The organism is Ideonella livida, from assembly GCF_010499455.1.
Classification (GTDB): Bacteria; Pseudomonadota; Gammaproteobacteria; order Burkholderiales; family Burkholderiaceae_C; genus Ideonella; species Ideonella livida.
This window is the reverse complement of record NZ_JAAGOH010000009.1, coordinates 134,981-156,749: the sequence shown is the minus strand read 5'-3', so window position 1 is coordinate 156,749 and position 21,769 is coordinate 134,981. Positions and strand designations below refer to the sequence as shown.

General features: G+C 73.3%; 19 protein-coding genes. 7 read left to right on the top strand and 12 right to left on the bottom strand.

Annotation, left to right across the window (positions count from 1 at the left end; all coding sequences use genetic code 11):
• Positions 1 to 2,898: UvrD-helicase domain-containing protein (locus G3A44_RS09875; RefSeq protein WP_163457343.1), on the bottom strand; the 2,898-nt coding region annotated here is incomplete at its 3' end.
• Between the two features lie 35 nt (positions 2,899 to 2,933).
• Complete coding sequence (recC, locus tag G3A44_RS09870; protein WP_163457342.1) at positions 2,934 to 6,812, bottom strand: exodeoxyribonuclease V subunit gamma; 3,879 nt, start codon at positions 6,810 to 6,812, stop codon at positions 2,934 to 2,936.
• Positions 6,813 to 6,972: 160 nt separating this feature from the next.
• On the opposite strand from recC, the gene G3A44_RS09865 reads away from it, so the two are divergent.
• The 7 genes from G3A44_RS09865 (at position 6,973) to G3A44_RS09835 (ending at position 14,315) form a co-directional block, all read left to right on the top strand.
• The gene (locus G3A44_RS09865; protein ID WP_163457341.1) at positions 6,973 to 7,956 is read left to right on the top strand and encodes a Bug family tripartite tricarboxylate transporter substrate binding protein; all 984 of its coding nucleotides are present in this window, start codon (positions 6,973 to 6,975) and stop codon (positions 7,954 to 7,956) included.
• Between the two features lie 432 nt (positions 7,957 to 8,388).
• Positions 8,389 to 8,721: a chaperone NapD gene (locus G3A44_RS09860; RefSeq protein WP_163457340.1), complete on the top strand. Its 333-nt coding sequence runs from the start codon at positions 8,389 to 8,391 to the stop codon at positions 8,719 to 8,721.
• Between the two features lie 162 nt (positions 8,722 to 8,883).
• Complete coding sequence (gene napA / locus G3A44_RS09855) at positions 8,884 to 11,433, top strand: nitrate reductase catalytic subunit NapA (protein WP_163457339.1); 2,550 nt, start codon at positions 8,884 to 8,886, stop codon at positions 11,431 to 11,433.
• Between the two features lie 48 nt (positions 11,434 to 11,481).
• Positions 11,482 to 12,288, top strand: a complete 807-nt coding sequence (gene napG, locus G3A44_RS09850; protein WP_163457338.1) for a ferredoxin-type protein NapG — start codon at positions 11,482 to 11,484, stop codon at positions 12,286 to 12,288.
• Positions 12,285 to 13,160: a quinol dehydrogenase ferredoxin subunit NapH gene (napH, locus tag G3A44_RS09845; RefSeq protein WP_163457337.1), complete on the top strand. Its 876-nt coding sequence runs from the start codon at positions 12,285 to 12,287 to the stop codon at positions 13,158 to 13,160. Before napG ends, napH begins: the two co-directional genes overlap by 4 nt.
• Positions 13,160 to 13,630: a nitrate reductase cytochrome c-type subunit gene (locus G3A44_RS09840; protein WP_203561356.1), complete on the top strand. Its 471-nt coding sequence runs from the start codon at positions 13,160 to 13,162 to the stop codon at positions 13,628 to 13,630. Before napH ends, G3A44_RS09840 begins: the two co-directional genes overlap by 1 nt.
• A gap of 16 nt (positions 13,631 to 13,646) precedes the next feature.
• The gene (locus G3A44_RS09835) at positions 13,647 to 14,315 is read left to right on the top strand and encodes a NapC/NirT family cytochrome c (protein ID WP_375138643.1); all 669 of its coding nucleotides are present in this window, start codon (positions 13,647 to 13,649) and stop codon (positions 14,313 to 14,315) included.
• 36 nt (positions 14,316 to 14,351) lie between these two features.
• Here the strand turns inward: G3A44_RS09835 and G3A44_RS09830 are convergent, their stop codons facing one another.
• The 10 genes from G3A44_RS09830 to ccmC all read right to left on the bottom strand — a co-directional run bounded on the left by G3A44_RS09830 (position 14,352) and on the right by ccmC (position 21,758).
• Positions 14,352 to 14,918 carry a lipocalin family protein gene (locus tag G3A44_RS09830; protein ID WP_163457336.1) on the bottom strand — a complete coding sequence of 189 codons (567 nt, stop codon included), beginning with the start codon at positions 14,916 to 14,918 and terminating at the stop codon, positions 14,352 to 14,354.
• Positions 14,919 to 14,971: 53 nt separating this feature from the next.
• Positions 14,972 to 15,577 (bottom strand): nitroreductase family protein, encoded by a 606-nt coding sequence (locus tag G3A44_RS09825; RefSeq protein WP_163457335.1) that lies wholly within the window; start codon positions 15,575 to 15,577, stop codon positions 14,972 to 14,974.
• A 121-nt stretch (positions 15,578 to 15,698) separates the two neighbouring features.
• Positions 15,699 to 16,295, bottom strand: a complete 597-nt coding sequence (locus tag G3A44_RS09820; protein ID WP_163457334.1) for a 4Fe-4S dicluster domain-containing protein — start codon at positions 16,293 to 16,295, stop codon at positions 15,699 to 15,701.
• 3 nt (positions 16,296 to 16,298) lie between these two features.
• A complete protein-coding gene (locus G3A44_RS09815) occupies positions 16,299 to 17,048 on the bottom strand; it encodes a tetratricopeptide repeat protein (protein ID WP_163457333.1) in 750 nt (249 codons plus the stop codon).
• An 89-nt stretch (positions 17,049 to 17,137) separates the two neighbouring features.
• Entirely contained in the window at positions 17,138 to 17,599 is a 462-nt protein-coding gene (locus G3A44_RS09810) for a cytochrome c-type biogenesis protein (protein ID WP_163457332.1), read from the bottom strand.
• Positions 17,596 to 18,198: a DsbE family thiol:disulfide interchange protein gene (locus tag G3A44_RS09805; protein ID WP_163457331.1), complete on the bottom strand. Its 603-nt coding sequence runs from the start codon at positions 18,196 to 18,198 to the stop codon at positions 17,596 to 17,598. The genes G3A44_RS09810 and G3A44_RS09805 overlap by 4 nt, the downstream gene beginning before the upstream one ends.
• Before the next feature lie 9 nt (positions 18,199 to 18,207).
• The gene (locus G3A44_RS09800) at positions 18,208 to 20,265 is read right to left on the bottom strand and encodes a heme lyase CcmF/NrfE family subunit (RefSeq protein WP_163457330.1); all 2,058 of its coding nucleotides are present in this window, start codon (positions 20,263 to 20,265) and stop codon (positions 18,208 to 18,210) included.
• Positions 20,262 to 20,771, bottom strand: coding sequence for a cytochrome c maturation protein CcmE (gene ccmE, locus G3A44_RS09795; RefSeq protein ID WP_163457329.1), 510 nt, complete (start codon positions 20,769 to 20,771; stop codon positions 20,262 to 20,264). The genes G3A44_RS09800 and ccmE overlap by 4 nt, the downstream gene beginning before the upstream one ends.
• Positions 20,768 to 20,926 (bottom strand): heme exporter protein CcmD, encoded by a 159-nt coding sequence (gene ccmD / locus G3A44_RS09790; RefSeq protein WP_163457328.1) that lies wholly within the window; start codon positions 20,924 to 20,926, stop codon positions 20,768 to 20,770. Before ccmD ends, ccmE begins: the two co-directional genes overlap by 4 nt.
• Complete coding sequence (gene ccmC / locus G3A44_RS09785; protein ID WP_163457327.1) at positions 20,919 to 21,758, bottom strand: heme ABC transporter permease CcmC; 840 nt, start codon at positions 21,756 to 21,758, stop codon at positions 20,919 to 20,921. Before ccmC ends, ccmD begins: the two co-directional genes overlap by 8 nt.
• Between the last annotated feature and the right edge of the window lie 11 nt (positions 21,759 to 21,769).

Below are 21,769 nucleotides of genomic sequence, written 5' to 3'. Positions count from 1 at the left end.
CGCCTCCGGCGCGGCAGCCGGCTGCAGCACCACCTGCGGGCAGGCCGCGGCCCAGTCGGCCAGGGCCTGGCCCAGCCCGGCGCCATCCACGGGCTGGCCCCCGGTCAGCAGGTGGCCCAGCGCGCTGCGGTGCACCCGCACCTCGCCGGCCTGCCCCTGCTGCACGGCCGCCACCCCCAGCCACAGGGCATGGGAAGCGCGGGTCAGGGCCACGTAGCACAGGCGCAGGTCCTCGCGCAGGCGCTCCCGGTCGGCAGCGGCCAGGTCGTCGACATCGGGATCGAGCACCAGCTCGGGCCGGCCGTCGGCACCGGCGCGCAGCAGGTGGCGGGTGCCGCGGGCCTCCACCGGGCGGAACAAGGTGGCAAAGGGCAGCATGACCACCGGGTACTCCAGGCCCTTGCTCTTGTGGATGGTGACGACCTTGACCAGGTCGGCATCGCTCTCCAGCCGCACCAGGGCGTCGTCACCCCCCGGGGTCTGGCCCTGTGCCAGGGCCTCGCGCTGCAGGGCCAGCCAGCGGATGAGGGCCTGCTCGCCCTCCACCGTGCGGCTGGCCGATTGCAACAGCTCGGCCAAGTGCAGCAGATTGGTCAGCGGGCGCTCCCCGCCCGGCTGGGCCAACCAGCGGGCCGGCAGGTCCAGGCGGTGCAGGGTCTGGCGCAGCATGGGCAGCACCCCCTGGGTGCGCCAGACCTGGTGCAGGGCACGCAGCAATTCGGCGCGCTGGTCGAACAGGTCGTCATCCTCGGCCAGCCGCACCAGCTCGGCCAGCTCCAGGCCGGCCAGACGGGTGGCCAGCGCGGTGCGTACCCGCCGCACATCCTGCGGCTCGGCCACGGCCTGCAGCCACAGCAGCAGGTCGGCCGCCTCCGGACTGGCCAGCACCGAGTCGCGGTCCGAAAGGAACACCGAGGCCACCTGCCGCGCGGCCAGGGCCCGGCGCACGGCGGCGGCCTCGGTACCGGTGCGGACCAAGATGGCGATGTCGGCCGGACGCAGGCGCTGCCAGGCGGGGACACCGGCGGGCAGCGGCCCGGGCCCGCCAGCCGCCGGCCGGAAGCCCAGGTCCGGCGCATTGAGCCAGGCCACCACCTGGGCCGCGCAGCGCTCGGCATAGGCCCGGCGCAGGGGCTCGCCCCGGGCGGGCGCCAGGGTGTGCACCACGGTCAGGGCCGGCAGCGGGGCGTGGGCATGGCCCAGCACCTCCGCGCGCCCCCGGGCCCGCACCGGCTGGAAGGGCAGCGGGTCGTCGCCGCCCCCTGGCGGCCGGTAGTCGAAGGCACCCGCGGGGCAGACGGCCTGGCCCCGCCCAAAGAGGCTGTTGACGGCTTCCACCACCGCCGTGGTGGAGCGGTGGTTGGTGTCCAGCCGGTGGTGGTGGCCGGCCGTGGCGGCGCGGGTGCGCAGGTAGCTGTCGATGTCGGCCCCGCGGAAGCGGTAAATGGACTGCTTGGGGTCGCCGATGAGCAGCAGCGCGGTGGCGGGCGCCGCCGGCTCCTGGCCGGCGCCCACCGCCTCGCGGGTCACCCCGTAGAGCGCGTCAAACAGGCCGAACTGCAGGGCCGAGGTGTCCTGGAACTCGTCGATCAGGGCCACCGGCGTCTGGGTGACGATGCGATGGCGCAGCCGCGCGCCGGCGGGGCCGGCCAACGCGGCCGCCAAGCGCTGCTGCAGGTCGGCAAAGCCGAACTGCCCGCGCTGGCGCTTGAAGTCGGCCAGCCGGCGGGCCATGGCGCGGGCGGCCGCCTGGCGCAGGCCGACGGCCAGGGGCGGCAGGCCGTCGTAGGTGTCCAGCACCTGCTGCCACCAGTCCAGGCAGGGCGGCGTGGCGCCCAGCGGGCCGGCCTTGGCGTTGCGCACCGCCTGCAGGCCCGTCACGGTGAACCAGTGGGTGCGCGGGCCGCGGTCCTTGCCGGAGCCCAGGTCGGGCAGGTGCAGGGGCACGCCATCGGGGCTGTCCTCGGCCCGGGCCCAGGCCTGAAGGCGCTCCAGCCAGTCGCGCACCTGGGCGGGCTTGAAACTGCGGCCGTCCCAATCGCGCGGACGGGTCTCCATCTCGGCCAGCAGCCACTGCGCCAGGGTGTCCAGCTGCGCACCGGCCTGCTGCATCAGGGGCCGCAGGGCCTGGGCGCGCTCGGTCAGCAGCCCGCGCAGAGCAGGCACCGGGCGGTCGTCGGGGTCCAGCACCTCCGGCGGCAGGGCCAAGAGCTGGCGGGCGTCCTCCAGCAGCGCGGGGACGCCAGACCAGACCTTCAGCACTTCGCCCAGGGCCGCGTCGTCCAGCGGATAGACCTGCTGGCGCCAGTAGTCGCGGGCGGCCTGGGCCAGCAGTTCGGCCTCGTCGGGCACCAGCTCCTCGTCAAACAGGCTGCCGCTGTCAAAGGCATGTTCGCGCAGCATGCGCTGGCACCAGGCGTCGATGGTGTGGATGGCGGACTCGTCCATGGCTTCAGCGGCCTGGGCCAGCCGCCAGGCGGCACGGATGCGTGCCGCCGGCTCGGGATAGGCCTGCAGCAGACCGGCCAGCAGGGGGTCGGCCGGCGCCGGAGCGCCCTCCTCGTCCGCGGCGCGGAAGGCGCGGGCAGCCTCCAGCAGCCGTGCGCGGATGCGGTCGGAAAGCTCTCGGGTGGCCGCCCGGGTGAAGGTCATCACCAGGATCTGGCCGGGCAGGAGCGGGCCCCCGGGGTAGGCGGTGGCGGTCTGCGGGTCGGAGCCGGCCAGGCCGTGGCCCAGCACCAGCCGCAGGTAGAGGGCGGCAATGGTCCAGGTCTTGCCAGTGCCGGCGCTGGCCTCGATGAGCTGGGCGCCGTGCAGCGGAAAGTCCAGGGGGCGCAGCGGGCGGGCGCCGTCCGCGGCCGGCGCGGCGCTGTCCGGCAGGCGGGGGGCACGGGTCATGACAGGGCTCTCCGGAGGGGGAAGGGGGCGGGCGCTCATGCAGACTCCCCGGCCGCGCCCTCGTCCGCGGCCCCAGGGTGGACGATGACCTGCACCGCCTCCAGCGCCCAGCAGCGCCAGACGCCGTACAGATGTGGCGCCCAGTGGGCGAAGGCGCCGTCTTCGGCCTCCAGCAGGTCCTGGGCCTGGGGCCACAGGCGCTGCAGGCAGGGGTCTGCGCCTTCGCCAACCTGCTGGTAGCCGCCGTCATAGGCCTGGGCCGCGGCATCGGCGGCTTCCTCCAACCAGGCCGGCGGCGGGGTGTCGGCCCCGCCCGGCGGCAGTCCGGTGGGGTCATCGCCCCCGTCCTGCGGCTGGTGGCCCAGCCAGGCCGAGGCGGTCAGCGGCACCACCGGCAGCGGCTGGCGCTGGCCCTGGGCCCAGGCCGCCAGCAGCGCCTCCAGCAGGGGCAGGGCGTCGTCGACCGGCGGAGCCGGGCAGCGCAGCGTGGCGTCACGGCCCACCAGGTACTGGGTGATGGGCTGCCGCATCGCGGCACTGGCCAGGGCGCGCACCCAGGGCAGCAGCAGGTGGCGCAGGCGCGGCACCGCCGGCCGCTTGCGTGTGGCAGGCTGGGCCACCAGGCGCTGGGGCAGCAGCTCGGCCAGGCAGGGGCCCTCACCGCCCGGGCCGTGGCGCAGGCCGTCCAGGCTGTCGCGCAGCAGCACGCCGGCGTCGGGGTCGCGCGCCGGGCCACCTTCAGCACCGGCACCGGGGGCCAGCTCGGGCACCCAGGCCTCCACCGGCACGTGCGGGGCAGGCTCGCCGCCGTGGTGCCCCAGGGCCTGCCAGACCTGAAGCTGGGCGGCCAGGTCCTGACCGAGCCGCTGGCGGGCCCGGCGGCCGGGGGCCCCGAGCGGAAACGCACCCTGGCGGTCCAGGCGGGCCAGGGCCTCGTCCAGCGCCTGGCGCCATGGCTGACCGGGCGCGGCAGGCGCGTCGGCCTGTGCCGCAGCCGACGGCATCGCCGGCACCTCATCCCGGACCTCCCCGGCCGCAAGTTCCGGCCTATCCCCGGCTGTGCGCGGCTGCCAGCGGGCCAGCAGCCCGGCCAGGAGCTGGTGCAGGGCCAGGCCCTGCAGCTCGAAGACTTCGTCGTCCAGGTCTTCCGCGGGCGCCTCGTCCAGCCGGACCTGCAGCCGCTCGGCAAAGAAGGCCCTTGCCGGGTTGCGCAGGAAACGGTGCAGCCGGGCCAGGTCCAGCGGCGCGGTGGGGTCAGGCCGCCACGGCGGCAAGGCCATCGGGCCGCCGCTGGTGGGGCGGGCGCTGGGCGGGTCCGCGGCAAGGTCAGCGGTGGTGTCCGGGCCGAAGCCGCCGGGCTCGGGTCGGTCATGGGCCTGGCGCCATTCCCCGGCCCAGGTGGACAGGGGCGGCGGCCCGTCGGGGGCACCGCCCGGTGAGGCGGGCGCGTCGGCGTCCGCATCGGCATCGGCATCGGCATCCGCCGGGGGGAGCGCCTCAAAGTAGCGGCGGCTGAAGGGCTGCAGCGGATGGGCGGTGGTGCGTTCGGCCAGCCGCGCGGGCCCCCAACCAGCGCTCAGGTAGTCCCGCAGCTGGGCCACCAGGACCGAGGGGGGCTGGGCACTGTTATCACGCTGGCTGTGGCCGCACCAGCTCAGGTAGAGCACCTGGCGGGCCGAGAGCAGCGCCTCCAGCATGAGTTGGCGGTCGTCGTCCTTGCGGGCGCGGTCGCCGGGCCGGGTCTGGCCGGGCTGTCCCATCAGGTCCAGGTCGCTGCGCGGTGCTCGGCGCGGGTAGTCGCCTTCGTTCATGCCCAGCAGGCACACCACCTCGAAGGGAATGGCACGCATGGGCATGAGGGTGCAGAAGGTGACGCCGCCGGCGCGGAAGCGGTGGCTGGCACGGGGCTCGTCGAGCGCGGCCAGCCAGGCCTCGCGGGCCACGGCCAGCCCCACCGGAGACTGGAAGCCGGCCTCCTCGCAGGCGTCCAGCCAGTCCTGCAGCGCATCTTCCAGGGCGGCCAGCACCGCGCGCTCCTCGTCGCTGCGGGGGTCCAGGAAATCGCCCAGCAGGCTGCGCAGGCGCTGGGCCCAGGCAGCGGGGGGCACCGGCTCGGCCAAGGCCACGCGCCAGTGCTGCAGGCGCTCCACCAGCGCGGCCAGGCAGCCCGCCAGGGCCGCCTCCAGGCCGCCCACCTCCACATGGGGCTCGATGCCATCAAAGGCGCGGTCGGCCCCCGGCTGCCGGGGGTCGGGGCCGCTGGCATAGCCCAGCAGCAGGCGCTCCACCGCCCAGGCGGCGCTGTGCGCCGTGCCGCAGGGGGCCAGGTCCAGGGCACCGCGGTGGCCAGCGTCCAGGCCCCAGCGCAGCCCCGCACCAGCCATCCAGGCGGCCAGCTGCGGCAGGTCGGCCTCGTCCAGGCCGAAGCGGCGGGCCAAGGCGGGCACGTCCATCAGGTCGCGCAGCTCGCTGCTGGTCCCGCGCTGCTGGGGCAGGCGCAGCAGCCATTCCACCGCGCCCACCAGCGGGCTGGCATGGCGGGTGCTCAGGTCGGCGATGTCAAAGGGAATCCAGCGGGGATCCTGGCGCTTGAGCTGGCCGAAGACCGCGCGGATGGCGGGCTCGAAACGGGCGATGTCGGGCACCATGACCACGATGTCGCGGGGCGCCAGCGGCCGGCCCTCGGCGGTGTGCTGCCCCCGGGCCAGCAAGGTGAGCAGCTCGTCGTGCAGCACCTCGACCTCGCGCATGGGGCTGTGGGCGAGGTGGAAGACGATGGAGCGGTCCTGCGGGCCGACGGGCTGGGCCAGCGCGGCATGTTCCGGCAGCGGCACCAGGTCGCGGATGCGCTGCTGCACCTGCTGCAGCAGGCTGGGCGTCGCGGGATCGGCCTCGTCGTCGAACAAGTCCACCCGCTGCAGGCCGGCCGGGGCGGCGGCGTTGGCGGTGCCGTCGTGCAGGTCCAGCAGGCGGATGAAGTCCCGGCTCTGCCGGCCCCAGGCCGCCAGCAGGGGATGGGCGTGGGCGTGCAGGGCCTCGGGCGGCACGGCGGCCAGGTCGGCACCACGCTTGAGCGGCTGGCGCCGCGCCTGCCAGCGCAGCAGCTCCCGCCCGTCCACCGTGTCGGCCCAATGGAAGCGGCAGGGGTTGGGCAGCGCCAGCAGCACCGGCACGCGGGTGGCCAGGGCGGACAGCAGTTCCAGCAGCGCCAGCGGCAGGTGGGTCATGCCGAAGAGCACCACGCGGCGCGGCAGCGGCCGGGCGGTGGGCCCGGTGCCACGCAGGGCCTGCACCACCTGCTGGTGCAGCACCGGGCGCAAGGCGGCCCGGCCGGCCTCGTCCAGCGGCGCCACCAGGGCGCGCCACAGGGCCGGCTGCCAGGCCTGGTCGGCCGGCACCGGCCGGTGGCCGCCGTCGGCGGTGCGCAGCTGGTCTCGCCCGTCGGCCCAGTCCTGCAGCCAGTCCGCGCGGTAGATCTGGTACTGGTCAAAGAGGTCGGCCAGGCGGCTGGCCAGTTGCAGCGGCCGCTCGGGCTCCTGCCCCTGCAAAAAGCCGGCCACCGGGGCAAACAGCGGCTGGCCCAGCAGGCCCGGCAGCGTGGCCATGAGGCGCCAGGTCATGGGCAGCTTGTCCAGCGGTGAGGCCGCAGGCACTTGCCGCCAGCCCAAGGTCTGCCGGTAGAGCCGCCACTGGAAGCGGCCGGGCAGCTCCACCCGGGTGGCGGCGCACACCCCGGCCTGCTGGGCCATGGCCATCTTGAACCACTCGGCCATGCCGTTGGAGGGCACCAGCACGCCCTCCTCCTCCAACGGACCCAGCGGGTGGGCCTGCAGCCAGGCCACCACGGCCTGCAGCAGCCATTCGGTGCGGTTGCCATGCAGGACCAGCAGGCCAGGTGGGGTGATGGGGCTCATGGCAAGTTGGGGAGGGACGCCGTGGGGCCGCCAGCATGCCATGCCAGAGGCTCAAGAGACGCGCCCCTGCGGCACGAAGGCGCCGTGCGGGCGCGGTGCGCTTATGCTTCATGGCATTCCCAACCCCAGGCTCCTGCAGCCGTCTGCACGCCCATCCGCCATGTCCACACCCGCCGCCCCCCTTCGCCGTCGTCTGCTGGCCGCTGCCCTGGCCGCGCTGGCGCCCCTGGCCGCCTCGCCTGCCCTGGCCGAGGGCAAGACCGTCCGCCTGTTGGTGGGCTTTCCGGCCGGGGGCGGCACCGACGCCATCGCCCGCATCCTGGCCGAGCACCTGAAGGACGAGCTGGGCGCACCGGTGATCGTGGAGAACAAACCGGGTGCGGGCGGCCAGCTGGCCGCCCAGGCGCTCAAGGCCGCGGCCCCGGACGGCACCACGCTGTTCCTCAGCCATGACCACACCATCTCCATCCTGCCGCAGGTCGTCCGGACGCCAGGCTACGAGCCGGCGCGGGATTTCGTGCCGGTCGCCGGCTTCGCCTCCTTTGTGAACGCCTTCGCGGTCTCCGGCGGCACGCCGGCCAAGTCCTTCAACGAGTACGTGGCCCAGGTCAAGGGACAGGGGGGCAAGGGCTCGGTCGGGGTGCCCGCCCCGGCCTCCACGCCGGAATTCCTGGTCAAGGTCGTGGGCGAGAAGTACGGCCTGGACCTGGTGGCCGTGCCCTACCGCGGCAGCGCCCCAATGATGGCCGACATGCTGGGCAACCAGATCCCGGCCGGCATCGGCTCGATCCCGGACTTCATCGAGAACCACCGCAACGGCAAGATCCGCGTGGTGGCGGTGCTGGGCGGCCAGCGCCAGGCGGTGATGCCGGACGTGCCGACCTTCAAGGAGCTGGGGCTGGCGGGCCTGGAGGACATGCCGTACTACGGCGTCTTCGCCCCCGCTGGCACGCCCAAGGCCACGCTGGAGCAGTTCTCGGCCGCCCTGGCCAAGGTGGTGGCCAAGCCGGCGGTGCACGAGCGCCTGACGGCCATGGGCCTGAGCGTGGGCCACATGAGTGGCGAACAGCTGGCCCAGCGCGAGAAGGCCTACAGCGCCGTCTGGACCCGCCTGATCCGCCAGAGCGGCTTCCAGCCGCAGTGAGCGGGTTGAGGCCCTGGCGCGGCAGCGCCGGGGCCGGCCGCACCGGGCGCTGGGAAGTGCAGGTTGCGGTGGCGCCACGATGGCGCCAGCAAAAAAGACACCGCGCCGGCCGACGGGCCTCACGCCTGCCTGGAGAGGTGGTGGCGTGGCCCTGCGTGTCGGCCGGCCCGGGCGGGTGCCCGGCGGGTGGCGGCAATCCGGTCGGGTAGCCGGTTGCGCACCACTTTAGACACGGGCAGCACCGCAGAAAACCCCGACAAACCGCCCAAGAAATTTGCAATTTCGCACACAAACGGGGGCATGACGCCCCCCCTTGGCCGAGGATCGCCGCTTCTCGGTTCTTGACCCAGGTCATGGCTCGCTTGGCGATGCACCGTCACAGTGCATGCGCTGTAGCTGCCACCTTGCCCGTTGCCCGCGGGCCCTGACGCCATGAGCCTGCTGGGGACCGTGATCCGAACCCGCCCTGCCGACCTGCCCGAGGTCTGCGCCCGCCTGGCCACCTTGCCCGGCGCCGACCTGGCCCTCAACCCCGGCGACGGCCGGCTGGTGGTGCTGCTGGAAGACGCCGACGCCAGCGGACCGACCCCGGACGGCCACCCGCCCGAGAGTGCTGCGGCGCAGCTGGCGCGCATTGCCCAGTGGCCTGAGGTGCTGGCCGCCTCGCTGGTCTGGGAGTACTCCGGTACGGACGCGCCCCCGCCGGCCGGCGCCGACCAGATCGACTACCGCGCCTGGCGCGGCGACAGCGCCACGCCCCGCTGAGCGCCGGCGACCGCGGCCGCCAGCGTCCTTGAACCAGTTCATGGACGCCGGCCGTGGCGCCGACGAGCATTCCCCCCACGCCAGAACCGACCGGGCACCGCCCGGCGCCCCACAGGCCCACCGCCCGCCAACACCGCCGCGGTGGTCGCCGGAGACCCGCCCATGCAAGCCAACCGTCGTGATTTCCTGAAGTCCCAGGCCCTGGCCGCCAGCGCTGCCGCTGCCGGCATCCCCATCGTGGCCGAGGCCGCAACGCAGCCGGCCAAGACCGCAGCCGACACCGCGGTGCGTTGGGACAAAGCCCCCTGCCGCTTCTGCGGCACCGGCTGCGCCGTGATGGTGGGCGTGCAAGACGGCCGCGTGGTGGCCACCCAGGGCGACCCCGAAGCGCCGGTGAACCGTGGCCTGAACTGCATCAAGGGCTACTTCCTGTCCAAGATCATGTACGGCAAGGACCGGCTGCAAACCCCCCTGCTGCGCAAGAAGAACGGTGTCTATGACAAGGAAGGCGATTTCGTGCCCGTGAGCTGGGACGAAGCCTTTGACGTGATGGCCGCCAAGTGGAAAGAAGCCCTCAAGGCCGAAGGCCCGGGCAGCATCGCCATGTTCGGCTCCGGACAGTGGACCATCTTTGAAGGCTATGCCGCCAGCAAGTTGTGGAAGGCCGGTTTCCGCTCCAACAACCTGGACCCGAACGCCCGCCACTGCATGGCCAGCGCCGTCGCCGGCTTCATGCGCACCTTCGGCATCGACGAGCCGATGGGCTGCTACGACGACATCGAGCAGTCCGACGCCTTCGTGCTGTGGGGCAGCAACATGGCCGAGATGCACCCCATCCTGTGGAGCCGCATCACCGACCGCCGCCTGTCCAACCCGCATGTGAAGGTGGCCGTGCTCTCCACCTACGAGCACCGCAGCTACGACCTGGCCGACCAGTCGATCATCTTCACGCCGCAGACCGACCTGGCCATCCTGAACTTCATCGCGAACTACATCATCACCCACAAGAAGGTGAACCAGGAGTTCGTCAAGAAGAACATCAACTTCAAGCAGGGCGCCACCGACATCGGTTACGGCCTGCGCCCGGTGCACGCGCTGGAAAAGGATGCCAAGTCCAACGGCTACCCCGGCGCCGACGGCAAGCCCAAGGGCAATCCGAACGACTCGACCCCGATCAGCTTCGAGGAGTACGCCAAGTTCGTCAGCGAGTACACCGCTGAGAAGGTCAGCGCGCTGTCTGGCGTGCCCGTGGAAAAGCTCAAGGCCCTGGCCGAGTTGTACGCCGACCCCAAGGTCAAGGTGGTGTCGTTCTGGACCATGGGGTTCAACCAGCACACCCGCGGCACCTGGGCCAACAACATGATCTACAACGTCCACCTGCTGGTAGGCAAGATCAGCACCCCGGGCTCGGGCCCCTTCAGCCTGACCGGCCAGCCCAGCGCCTGCGGCACGGCCCGTGAGGTGGGCACCTTCGCCCACCGCCTGCCGGCCGACATGGTGGTGACCAACCCCGAGCACCGCAAGCACACCGAAGAGATCTGGGGCCTGCCCGAGGGCACCATCCCCGACAAGATCGGCCTGCACGCCGTGGCCCAAAGCCGCGCGCTCAAGGACGGCAAGCTCAAGTGCTACTGGGTCACCACCAACAACAACATGCAGGCCGGCCCGAACATCAACGGCGAGATCCTGCCGGGCTGGCGCAACCCCAAGGCCTTCGTGGTGGTGAGCGACCCCTACCCCACCGTCAGCGCCATGGCCGCTGACCTGGTGCTGCCCGCCGCGATGTGGGTGGAAAAGGAAGGCGCCTTTGGCAACGCCGAGCGCCGCACCCAGTTCTGGCGCCAACAGGTGGCCGCACCGGGCCAGGCCCGCTCGGACCTGTGGCAGATGATGGAGTTCGCCAAGCGCTTCAAGATGGAAGAGGTGTGGCCGGCCGAGCTGATCGCCAAGCAGCCCGCCGTCAAGGGCAAGACGATGTTCGACGTGCTGTTCAAGAACGGCAAGGTCAACAAGTACCCCCTGGCCGACCTGGGCAAGGTCAACGCCAAGTACATCAAGGACTACAAGAACGCCGAGTCCGAGGCCTTTGGCTTCTACGTGCAGAAGGGCCTGTTCGAGGAATACGCTGAATTTGGCCGTGGCCACGGCCACGACCTGGCCGACTTTGACGTCTACCACGAGGTGCGCGGCCTGCGCTGGCCGGTGGTGGACGGCAAGGAAACCCTCTGGCGCTTCCGTGAAGGCTACGACCCCTACGTCAAGAAAGGCGAGGGCGTGAAGTTCTACGGCTTCAAGGACGGCAAGGCCAACATCTTCGCCCTGCCCTACCAGCCTGCCGCCGAGAGCCCGGACAAGGACTTTGACCTGTGGCTGTGCACCGGCCGCGTGCTGGAGCACTGGCACACCGGCACCATGACCCGCCGCGTGCCCGAGCTGCACCGCGCCGTGCCCGAGGCCGTGCTGTTCATGCACCCCGACGACGCCCAGGCCCGCGGCCTGCAGCGCGGCATGAAGGTGAAGGTGGCCTCGCGCCGGGGCGAGATCGAGCTGGCCGTGGAAACCAAGGGCCGCAACAAGGTGCCGCGCGGCCTGGTGTTCGTGCCCTTCTTCGATGAAGGCAAGCTGGTCAACAAGCTCACGCTGGACGCCACCTGTCCCATCAGCAAGGAAACCGACTTCAAGAAGTGCGCCGTGAAGGTGGTGAAGGCCTGAGGCCTGGGCACCTCAGCCACCCCTGCTTGAGATGACCGGACGGGCCCCATGAACCGACGAGAGCTGCTGCAAGGCGCGGCGTCGGCCACCTCGGCCGCGCTGGTGGCCGGCGCGGCCACGCTGGCCGGCCGGCCGGCACTGGCGCGCCCGGCCCAGGCCCTGCGCCCGCCCGGCGCCTTGGCCGAGCCCGAGTTCCTGGCCGCCTGCCTGCGCTGCGGCTTGTGCGTGCGCGATTGCCCGCCCGGCAACCTGCACCTGAGCCAATGGGGCGCGGGTATCGCTGCCGATGTCGCCATCGGCACGCCCTACTTCGTGGCCCGCGACATTCCCTGCGAGATGTGCGAGCACCTGCCCTGCGTCAAGGCCTGCCCCAGCGGCGCGCTGGACCGCACGTTGACCGACATCACCCAGGCCCGCATGGGTGTGGCCGTGCTGATTGACCAGGAGAACTGCCTGAACTTCCTGGGCCTGCGCTGCGATGTGTGCTACCGGGTGTGCCCGGTGATCGACGAGGCCATCACCCTGGAAAAGGTCAGCAACCCGCGCAGTGACCGCCATGCCATGCTGCTGCCCACCGTGCACAGCAGCGCCTGCACCGGCTGCGGCAAGTGCGAGAAGAGCTGCGTGCTGGAGCAGCCCGCCATCAAGGTGCTGCCCGCCACGCTGGCGCGTGGCGAGCTGGGCCACCACTACCGCAAGGGCTGGGAGGCAGACAACCGCAGCGGCCAGCCCGGCTTCAAGCGGCCCGCGCAGCGTCTGCCCGAGCAGCCCGGGCCCGGTGATCTGGCCCCCTTGCGCTCGGGCGCCGAGCCCTATGCCCCGCCGAGCCTGGGCCGCGCCGGAGGCACGCCATGAGCCCCGCACTTCGCCCGGGCACCGAGGCCGTGCAGCTCAAGGGTTGGTGGCGGGCCCACCGCTTTTTGCTGCTGCGCCGCGCCAGCCAGCTGGGCCTCCTCGGGCTGTTTTTGCTCGGCCCCTGGGCGGGGGTGTGGATCGTCAAGGGCAACCTCTCGTCCAGCCTGACGCTGGACACCCTGCCGCTGACCGACCCCCTGGTGTTCCTGCAGCAGCTGGCCGCCCAGGCCCTGCACGGCGCCCACTGGCCGGCGGCCACCGCCGTGCTGGGCGCTGTGATCGTCACCGCTTTCTACGCGCTGGCCGGTGGCCGGGTGTTCTGCGCCTGGGTCTGCCCGGTGAACCTCGTCACCGACACCGCCGCCTGGCTGCGCCGTCGCCTGGGCCTGAGCGGCGGCCGCGCGCCGCGCAGCGACTTTCGCTTCTGGCTGCTGGCCGCCGTGCTGCTGGCCAGCGCCGCCAGCGGCCTGATGGCCTGGGAGAGCGTCAACCCGGTGAGCCTCACCCAGCGGGCGCTCATCTTTGGCGGCAGCGTCGCCTGGGGCGTCACCTTGGCGGTGTTCCTGTTCGACCTGCTGGCCGCGCCCCGCGGCTGGTGCGGCCACGTGTGCCCCGCCGGCGCGCTTTACGCGCTGATCGGCCACAAGGCGCTGCTGCGCGTGAGCGCCCGCCACAGCAGCCGCTGCAATGACTGCGCGGACTGCTACGCCGTGTGCCCCGAGCCCCAGGTCATTCCCATCGCGCTGAAGGGCAAGGGCGGCGCCAGCCCGGTCATCGCCTCCAGCGCCTGCACCAACTGCGGCCGCTGCATCGACGTGTGCGGCCCCGACGTGTTCACCCTGACCCACCGATTCGATACCCGGAGAGACTGATGAGAACCCTGATGAAGACCCTGGCCAAGGTGCTGCTGGCCGCCTCGATGGTGTGGATGGGTGCGGACATGGCCAGCGCCGCCGACCCGGCCCCAGCCCCCGTCAAGTTGCAGGGCCTGCGCGGGGGCACCCCCCTGACGCAGGACAACGCCCCGGAGGGCTCGCGCCAGGAGCGCGACCACGCCCCGTCGGACCGGGACTTCGTGCAGCAGCCGCCGCTGATCCCGCACACCACCCAGGGCTACCAGATCACCAAGAACTACAACAAGTGCATGGACTGCCACGCCTTCCAGAAGGCCAAGGCCGCCGGCGCCCCCAAGGTGAGCGTGACCCACTTCAAGACCCGCGAAGGCACCGAGCTGGACAACATCAGCCCGCGCCGCTACTTCTGCACCCAGTGCCATGTGCCGCAGACCGATGCCAAGCCGCTGGTGGACAACACCTTCCAGCGCGCCCGTGGCCTGCAGTGATGCCGGAGTCGTCAAGATGAGCGAGCACACCCCCTCCCCGGCCCCGGCCGGCCTGCTGGCCCGCTGCTGGGCCGCCATGAAGACCCGCCGCTTTGCGGTGCTGGCCAGCGCCTTTGTGGCCGGCATCCTGTTCTGGGGCGGCTTCAACACCGCGCTGGAATACACCAACCGCGAAGAGTTCTGCATCTCTTGCCACGAGATGAAGGACAACGTCTACGCCGAATACCGCAACACCATCCACTACCAGAACCGCACGGGCGTGCGGGCCACCTGCCCCGACTGCCATGTGCCCAAGGAATGGGGGCACAAGATGATCCGCAAGATCCAGGCGAGCAACGAGGTGCTGCACAAGGTGCTGGGCACCATCGACACGCCCGAGAAGTTCAACGCCAAGCGGGCGGAGCTGGCCCAGCACGAGTGGGACCGCATGAAGCGCACCGACAGCCGCGAGTGCCGCAACTGCCACCACTTCGAGTTCATGGACTACGCCGAGCAGAACAAGCGCAGCTCGGCCACCCACCAGGCGGCCTTTGCCGACGGCAAGACCTGCATCGACTGCCACAAGGGCATTGCCCACACCCTGCCGGCGGTGGAACAGCGCATCGGCGCCCCCAAGGAGGGCGCGGCCGACCCCACCAGCCCCGGCGTGAGCCTGCCCGCCAGGCCGGCCAGCGCCGGCACCTGAGGCGCCGTCTGCGGCCTGGCGCCCGGCGCCCGGCGCTCAGCGCGGCGCCACCGCCCCGGGGGCCACCTGGAACTGGCTGCGGCGCCAGCCCAGGGCCTCGGCCCGGGCCAGGGCGGCCTCCAGGTCGGCGGCCGGCAGCTGCGGGCTTCGCGAGAGGATCCAGCCATACTCGCGGCGCGGCTCACCCACCAGCACCCAGCGGTAGTCCGGGTCCAGCGCCAGGATCCAGTAGTCGCCATAGAAGGGGCGGAAGAAGCTCACCCGCAGCTTGGCGTTGCCGCTGTCCGGCACCACCTGGGCCACGCCCACCGCCTCGTCAAACCCACCGTCGGCACGGCGGCAGCGGTTGCGCACCTCCACCGCTGCCCCGTCACGCCGGTACTCGGCCGTGGTGTCGCCCACGCATTGGGCTTGAAAGCGGTTGGGCACCAGGGCCACCTGGTGCCAACGGCCCAGGTAACGGTCCAGGTCGACCTGGGCCACGGTGGGCAGCGGCGCCGTGGGGGCACTGGCGCAGCCCGCCAGGATCGCGGCGCTGCCCAGCACCAAACCCCCGGCCGCGCGCCGGGCCCGTGTCAGGAAAGAAAAGTCGTTGCGGCTCATGGCGCCATGGTACGCACGGCGGCCTGACCCTTGCACACCCCACGCGGTGGGCCTCAAATCCACGTCACAAAGTCTTCCACCGCTGGCCGGGGCCGGGCCGGCTTGCTGCGGCTGGGGGTGCCCAAGGTGATGAAGCACACCGCCTGCTCGCCGGGGGCGATGTCAAACGCCTGGCGCAGCCGTTCGCACTGCAGGGCGCGGCCGCTGGTCACGCCGCTGCCCAGGCCGCGGGCCTGGGCAGCCAGCAGCAGGTTCTGCAGCGCCGCCCCCAGCGAGAGCAGGCGCTCCCAGGCGGGGATGTCGGGGTCCAAGCCGTCCAAGCGGGCGATGGCCATGAGCAGCACCGGACCACGGAAGGCCTTCTTGCGGGCGTCCTCCACCTGGTCGGGGTAGGCCTGGGGGTCGCGCGCCAGCAGGCTGTCGACAAACACCTGGGACAAGCGCTGGCGGGCCTGGGGCCCGAGCACCAGAAAGCGCCAGGGGGTGATGCGGCCATGGTCGGGGGCGGCGGCGGCGGCGGCCAGCAGGTCGCGCAGCGTGGCCTCGTCCGGACCGGGCTCGGCCAGGTGCTTGGGGCCCACATGCTGACGGCTGTGGATGAGGGCGTCGCACAGGCTGACCAGCAGCGCGTCGTCGGGCAGGTCGGGCGAATCAGGCATGGCAGCAGAGGTGGCGACGGTGGGGACAAGGGCACGGCCAGGGGGCGCGGCGGCCGTGCGGCGATTCTGGCCGAGTGCGGGCGCCGTCGGCACCGGATCGGCCGCGTCGAGACGGCGGCATTCAGACGTTGGCAGGCCGTGGCGGCGCCGGCGGCGGCGCCCAGTCCAAGGCCCCCACCGGACACGGCGGCAGGCAGGCCCCGCAGCCATGGCAGCGGGCGGGGTCCAGCTGCACCCGCGAGACGCCGCCCGGCGCGGGGACAAAGCGCAGGGCACGGGTGTCACAGGCGTCGCCGCACAGGCGGCATTCCACCTGGCGCAGGGCCAGGCAGTGCGCCGCCAGCCGCACCCGACCGGGCAAGGCGCCCTGGGCCGGCCAGGGCCCCGGGTCGGTGGCGGCGGTGCCGGGCGGGGGGCGCAGGGCGCCAGGGCCGCAATGGCGCACGCAGGCGCCGCAGAAGTCGCAGCCGCCGTGCACAAAGCGCAGCGCCGGAAAACCGCCGTCGCCCGCCACCAGCAGGCCATGGGGGCAGGCCGTCTGGCAGGCGCCGCAGCGGGTGCAGGCGGCCGTGAAGTCGGACTCGGGTGACAGGGCCCAAGGGGGACGCCGGGGCGTGGGGGCGGCTCCGGGGGCGCTGGGCCCCACGGCCGGGTCAGGGGAAAAGGCCGGTGCCTGCCCGCTGACCCGGCGCAGGAAGAAGCGGCGTTGCGGGTCCATGGTTCAGCGGCCCTGCCCCGGCCCGGCCGACGGCGGGCGGGCCCGGGGGTCCTGCCCGGCGTCCAGGCGGCGGATGGCCTCGTCCAGCGCGGCGCGGTCGGGGCTGTCCGGGCTGTGCTGCTCGCGCAGCTGCGCAAAAGCCTGCCGGGCGCTGCGGGGGTCACCCCGGTCCAGCGCGGCCAGGCCCCGCAGCAGCAGCACGCCGGGATGGTCGGGGGCCAGGGCCATGGCACGGGCCAGCAGGGCGCGGCTGGTGTCGTCGAAATGGTGGTCGGCCACCAGGATGCGGGCCTCCACCCAGTCGGTGAGCACATCCGGATCAGCCAGGGCCGCGTCGCCGGCCTGGGCGTAGGCGTCGGCGGCCTGGGTCAGGCGACCCAGCACCTTGAGCGAGCGGCCCAGCATCAGCCAACCCGCGCGGTCCTGGGGCTCACGGCGGAGGCGCTCCAGCAGGCGCTCCACGCGGGCTTCCATCTCGGCGGCGGGGTCGTCGGCCTGGTGCTCCGCCGGGTTGAGGGCGCGCGGCGTGCCCAGGGCCACATAGAGCAGCAGCACGGCCAGCGCCGGTCCCATCCACAGCGCGCCGCGCGCCCAGCCGGGGGCAACCCCGGACGGCGCGGCGTTCGCCGCAGGGGCCTGCGGCGCACCGGCCGCCCACACCAGGCTGGCCGAGAACAGCGCCACCAGGGCCACCGCCGCGGCCATGAAAGGCAGCAACCAGGGCGGCAAGGCATTGAAGAAGGTCATGGGCATCGGGGGAGCATGGCGGTGGGCCGGCGTCGGCGGGGTGCGGGGTGCGGGGTGCGGGGTGCGGGGTGCGGGGTGCGGGGTGCGGGTTCGACTCAGGACCCGTCGGCCAGCGGGTCGTGCGGCACGGGGCCGGCCGGCCCCGACGTGGGCCCGCCGGGGCGGCGTTGCCGCCACAGCAGCAGGCCCCCAGCCCCCAGCAGGCCCAGCGGCCCGCCCCACAGCAACAGGGTGCGCGGCGCCAGCGGCGGCCGGTAGGTGACGAAGTCGCCGTAGCGGGCAACCAGGAAGTCCAGGATCTGCGCGTCGCTGTCACCTGCGGCCATGCGCTCGGCGATCTCGCGCTTGAGGTCCTGGGCCAGCGGCGCGGTGGAGTCGGCCAGGCTCTCGTTCTGGCAGACCAGGCAGCGCAGGTCGGCGGCAAGCTGGTGCAGGCGGTCGGCGTCCACGCCAGGGGGCAGCGGCGCAGCGGCCCAGGCGACATGGGCCACCGCCAGCGCGCCCCACAGGCCCAGGGCCCAGGCGCCGCGGCGGGCCCGGACAGGCCGGGCGGTCATGCCCGCCCCCCGGCGCCAGCGCCAGCCAGGCGGGGCAGCAGCTCGCGGGCGATGACCTCGGGCGTGAGGGCCCCCACATGGCGGTAGGCGATGCGGCCCTGCGCATCCACCACAAACGTCTCTGGCGCGCCGTACACGCCCAGGTCGATGGCCAGGCGGCCGTCGGCGTCCACCACCTGCTGCGCAAAGGGGTTGCCGTGGCGGCGCAGCCAGGCCTGGGCGTCGGCCGGGGCATCCTTGTAGTTCAGGCCGATGAGCTGGTCGGCCCGGCCCTGGGCTTGCAGGCTGCGGGCCAGGGCGAGCAGCACGGGCTGTTCCTCCACGCAGGTGGCGCACCAGCTGGCCCACAGGTTGACCAGGCGCGGCTTGCCCCGCCAGGTGGCGGGGTCCACGGCCGGGCCGCCGCCCAGCTGCGGCATGGGCCGGGCCGGCCAGGGCTGGCCCAGGCGCACCGAGGGCAGCTCGCGCGGGTCGCGGCCCATGCCCACGCCCAGCAGCCCCAGCAGGCCCACCCCGCTGGCGCCGGCCAGCCACAGGCCCCAGCGGCGGCGGCCGGCCGCGGCGGGCGCCACGCCGGGGGTCAGGGATTCAGCAGACATGTAGGCTCCTCACGACAGGGAATTCAAGGCAGGCTGGACGCCCTCGCCGGCCGCCACCGGGCGGCGCCGCGCCAGCCCCGGGGCCGCCACCACGCAGCCCAGCGCCATCAGCAGCACCCCGGCCCACACCCAGCGGATGAAGGGCTTGACCTGCACGCGCACACTCCAGGCGACCTGCGGGTCAAAGGCCGGGGCGGCCTCGCCCGGGCGACGGGGCGCGGTGAGCGGCTCGCCCAGGGCCACGTACAGGTCGCGGGTGAAGCCCGCGTCGATGGCGGATTCACTCATCGGCATGGCCGAGCCGACGTAGACGCGCTTCTCGCTGCGCAGCGGGCGCGGCGCCTCACCCGGGCAGGCCAGGGTGAACTGGCCAACCACCGCCTGCCAGTTGGGCCCGGGCTCGCTGCCCAGGCGGTCCAGCTGCAGGCGGCAGTCGGCCAGCGGCACGCTCTGGCCCGGGGCCAGGCTGGCATCGCGCTCCACGCCGTAGCCCTTGACCATGGCCACGCCGACGGTGAACACCGCCACCCCCAGGTGGGCCACCACCATGCCGGCCGGGCCCCGGCCAAAGGGCTGGCCACGGCGCGCGGCCCGGCGCTGGCGCATCCAGTCCAGGGTGCCCGCGGCCACGCCCACCGCCAGCCACAGGGCCAGCAGGGTGAGCGCCTGCACCCTGCCCTGCGTGGCCAGCAAGGCCGCCGGCAGCGCCAAGGCCGCGGCCGCCAGCGCCCAGGCGGTGGGACGCAGCCGGCGGCGCAGCAGGGCCGGCGCGGTGGCGCCCCAGCCCAGCCAGGGCGCGGGCACCAGCAGCAGGGCCAGCGCCAGCAGCAGCGGGGCCATCACCACGTCAAAGTACGGTGCGCCCACCGAGAGCTTGCCCAGGCCCAGGGCGTCCATGGCCAGCGGGTAGAGCGTGCCCAGCAGCACGCTGCCGCAGGCCACCGCCAGGCCCAGGTTCACACCCAGCAGCGCCGTGTCCCGCGACAGCCAGCCGGCCGCTGCGCCCTGCCGTGCGGGCTGCAGACGCGCCGCGTGACGGCCCCACAGGCCCAGGCTCAGCAACAGGGCCGCGGCGATCAGGGCCAGCATGAAGCTGCCGCGCCGCGGGTCGGCGGCAAAGGCATGCACCGAGGTCAGCACCCCGGAGCGCACCAGGAAGGTCCCCAGCAGCGCCAGCACAAAGCCGCCCAGGGCCAGCACGCCGGTCCAGTGCGGCAGGCCGCCGCGCCGCTCGCGCACGGCCAGGGTGTGCAGCAGCGCCGCCTGCGCCAGCCAGGGCATGAGCGAGGCGTTTTCCACCGGGTCCCAGAACCACCAGCCGCCCCAGCCCAGCTCGTAATAGGCCCACCAGCTGCCCAGGGCAATACCTGCCGAGAGCGCCGCCATGGCCCAGGCCACAAAGGGCCGGGACCGCGACGGCCAGTCCGCCGGGGCACCCCAGGCCAGGGTGGCCACGGCCATGGCAAAGGGCACGGCGGTGCCCACATAGCCCAGGTAGAGCAGCGGCGGGTGCAGCACCAAGCCGGGGTCCTGCAGCAAGGGGTTCAGGCTGCGGCCCTCCAGCGCGGCCGGCAGCAGCCGTACAAAGGGGTTGGAGGTGAACAGCACAAAGGCCAGCATGGCCAGCGCCACGCCGCCCAGCACGGCCAGCACGCGCAGGCGCCACAGCGCGCGCGCAGCGTGCTCGGCCGCCGGCAGGTCGGCCGCGGGGCGCAGCGCCCAGGCCGCGGCCACGCTCCAGCCGGTGAGCATCAGGGTCCACAGCAGCATGGAGCCCTCATGGCCACCCCACACCGCCGCCACCCGGTAGGCCCAGGGCAGCTGCACATGGCTGTGCTGCACCACATAGACCAGCGAGAAGTCATGGCCCACAAAGGCCGCGGCCAGCAGCCCGAAGGCGCCCAGCACCCCGATGGCCTGCCAGCCCAGCGCCATGGCCTGCAGACGGATGCGGCCGGCAGCCGCCGCGGCGCTGGCCTGCGCGCCCGGCCACAGGCCGGCCAGGGCCTGCACACCGGCCGCCACCCAGGCGACGATGAGCAACAGGTGCCCGAGTTCACCGTTCATGGGGTGCTCCGGGACACGGCGGCCACCGCCGTGTTGGCAGGCGCGCGGGGCGTGGCCTCCACGGCCCTGGCGCCGGGAGGGCCACCGGGGTGGCCGGTGTCCACACCGGGCGGCACGTAGTTCTCGTCGTGCTTGGCCAGCACCTCGCTGGCCTGCAGCGTCCCCTGGGCATCCAGCCGGCCTTGGGCCACCGCGCCCTTGCCTTCGGCGAACAGGTCCGGCAGCACGCCCTCATGGACCACGGGCACCCCCTGGCCCGAGGCGTCCGTGAGGACAAAACGTACCTGCAGGCTGCCCGGCTCGCGCTGCACCGAGCCCGCCTGCACCATGCCGCCCAGGCGCAGCGTGGCGCCGCGGTCCACCTCACCGCGTGCCAGCTGCTGCGGGGTGACGAAGAACACCAGGTGGCTGCGCAAAGCCTGCAGGCCCAGGGCGGCGGCCACCCCCAGCAGGCCCAGGCAGGCCAGGATCAGCGCGGCGCGGCGGTGACGGGGTTTGAGGCTCATGCGGCCGTCCTCCGGGCGCTGCGGCGCAGGCCCCACCATTCCAGCGCCACGGCGCCGGCGCACAGACCCAGGGCAGACCACACGTAGACGCCGTGCCGACCCATCCGCAGGAAGCTGGCCAGGTCAGGGAACCAAGGGTGCAACCAGTCAGGCATTGGGGCCTCCGTTCAAGGCAGTGGCCGGCACAGCCGGCACCAGGGTGTGGGTGGGGGGCGCGGCCGGGGCCGGCGCAGTCAAGGGGCTGGGGTCGGGCTGCAGCCAGCCGGCGTGCGCCTCACGCTGCTCGATGAGCCGCTGCACGCGGCGCAAGGCGGTGGCGGCGGTGTAGGCCCAGGCCGCGCCGACCATCAGCAGCAGCCCCGCCAGCATCACGGGGGCGATGTGCGACTGGCCCGGCGAGAGGCTGGCGCCCTGGTGCAGGGTGTTCCACCAGCGCACCGAGAAATAGAGGACCGGCAGGTTCACCACACCCAGCAGGGCCAGCACCGCGCAGGCACGGTCGGCGCGCGCCGGGTCGGCGCCCTCGCCCTGGTGGGCGGAGCGCAGGGCCAGCACGCCCAGGTACAGGAACAGCAGCAGCAGGGACGAGGTGAGCCGCGCATCCCAGACCCACCAGGTGCCCCACATCGGCCGGCCCCACAGGGCGCCGGTGGCCAGGCTGAGCAGGGCGAACAGCGCGCCGGTGGGCGCCAGCGCCTGGGCCAGCAAGTGGGCGCTGCGGGTGTGCCACACCAGCCCCACAAAGCCCCAGAAGGCCATCAGCAGGTAGCAGAACATGCTCATCCAGGCGGCCGGCACATGCAGGTGGATGAGGCGGTAGCCCTCGCCCTGCACCGCATCGGCCGGGCTGGACACCAGGCCCAGCCACAGGCCGGGCAGCAGCAAGGCCACCGCCAGAGCCAGCAGCGGCCGCACACAGCGCACGGCCAGCGCATGCAGGCGCATGGGGCTGGCGAAGTAAAAGATCAGGTGGCGGGGCCATCGCATCGTCAAACTCC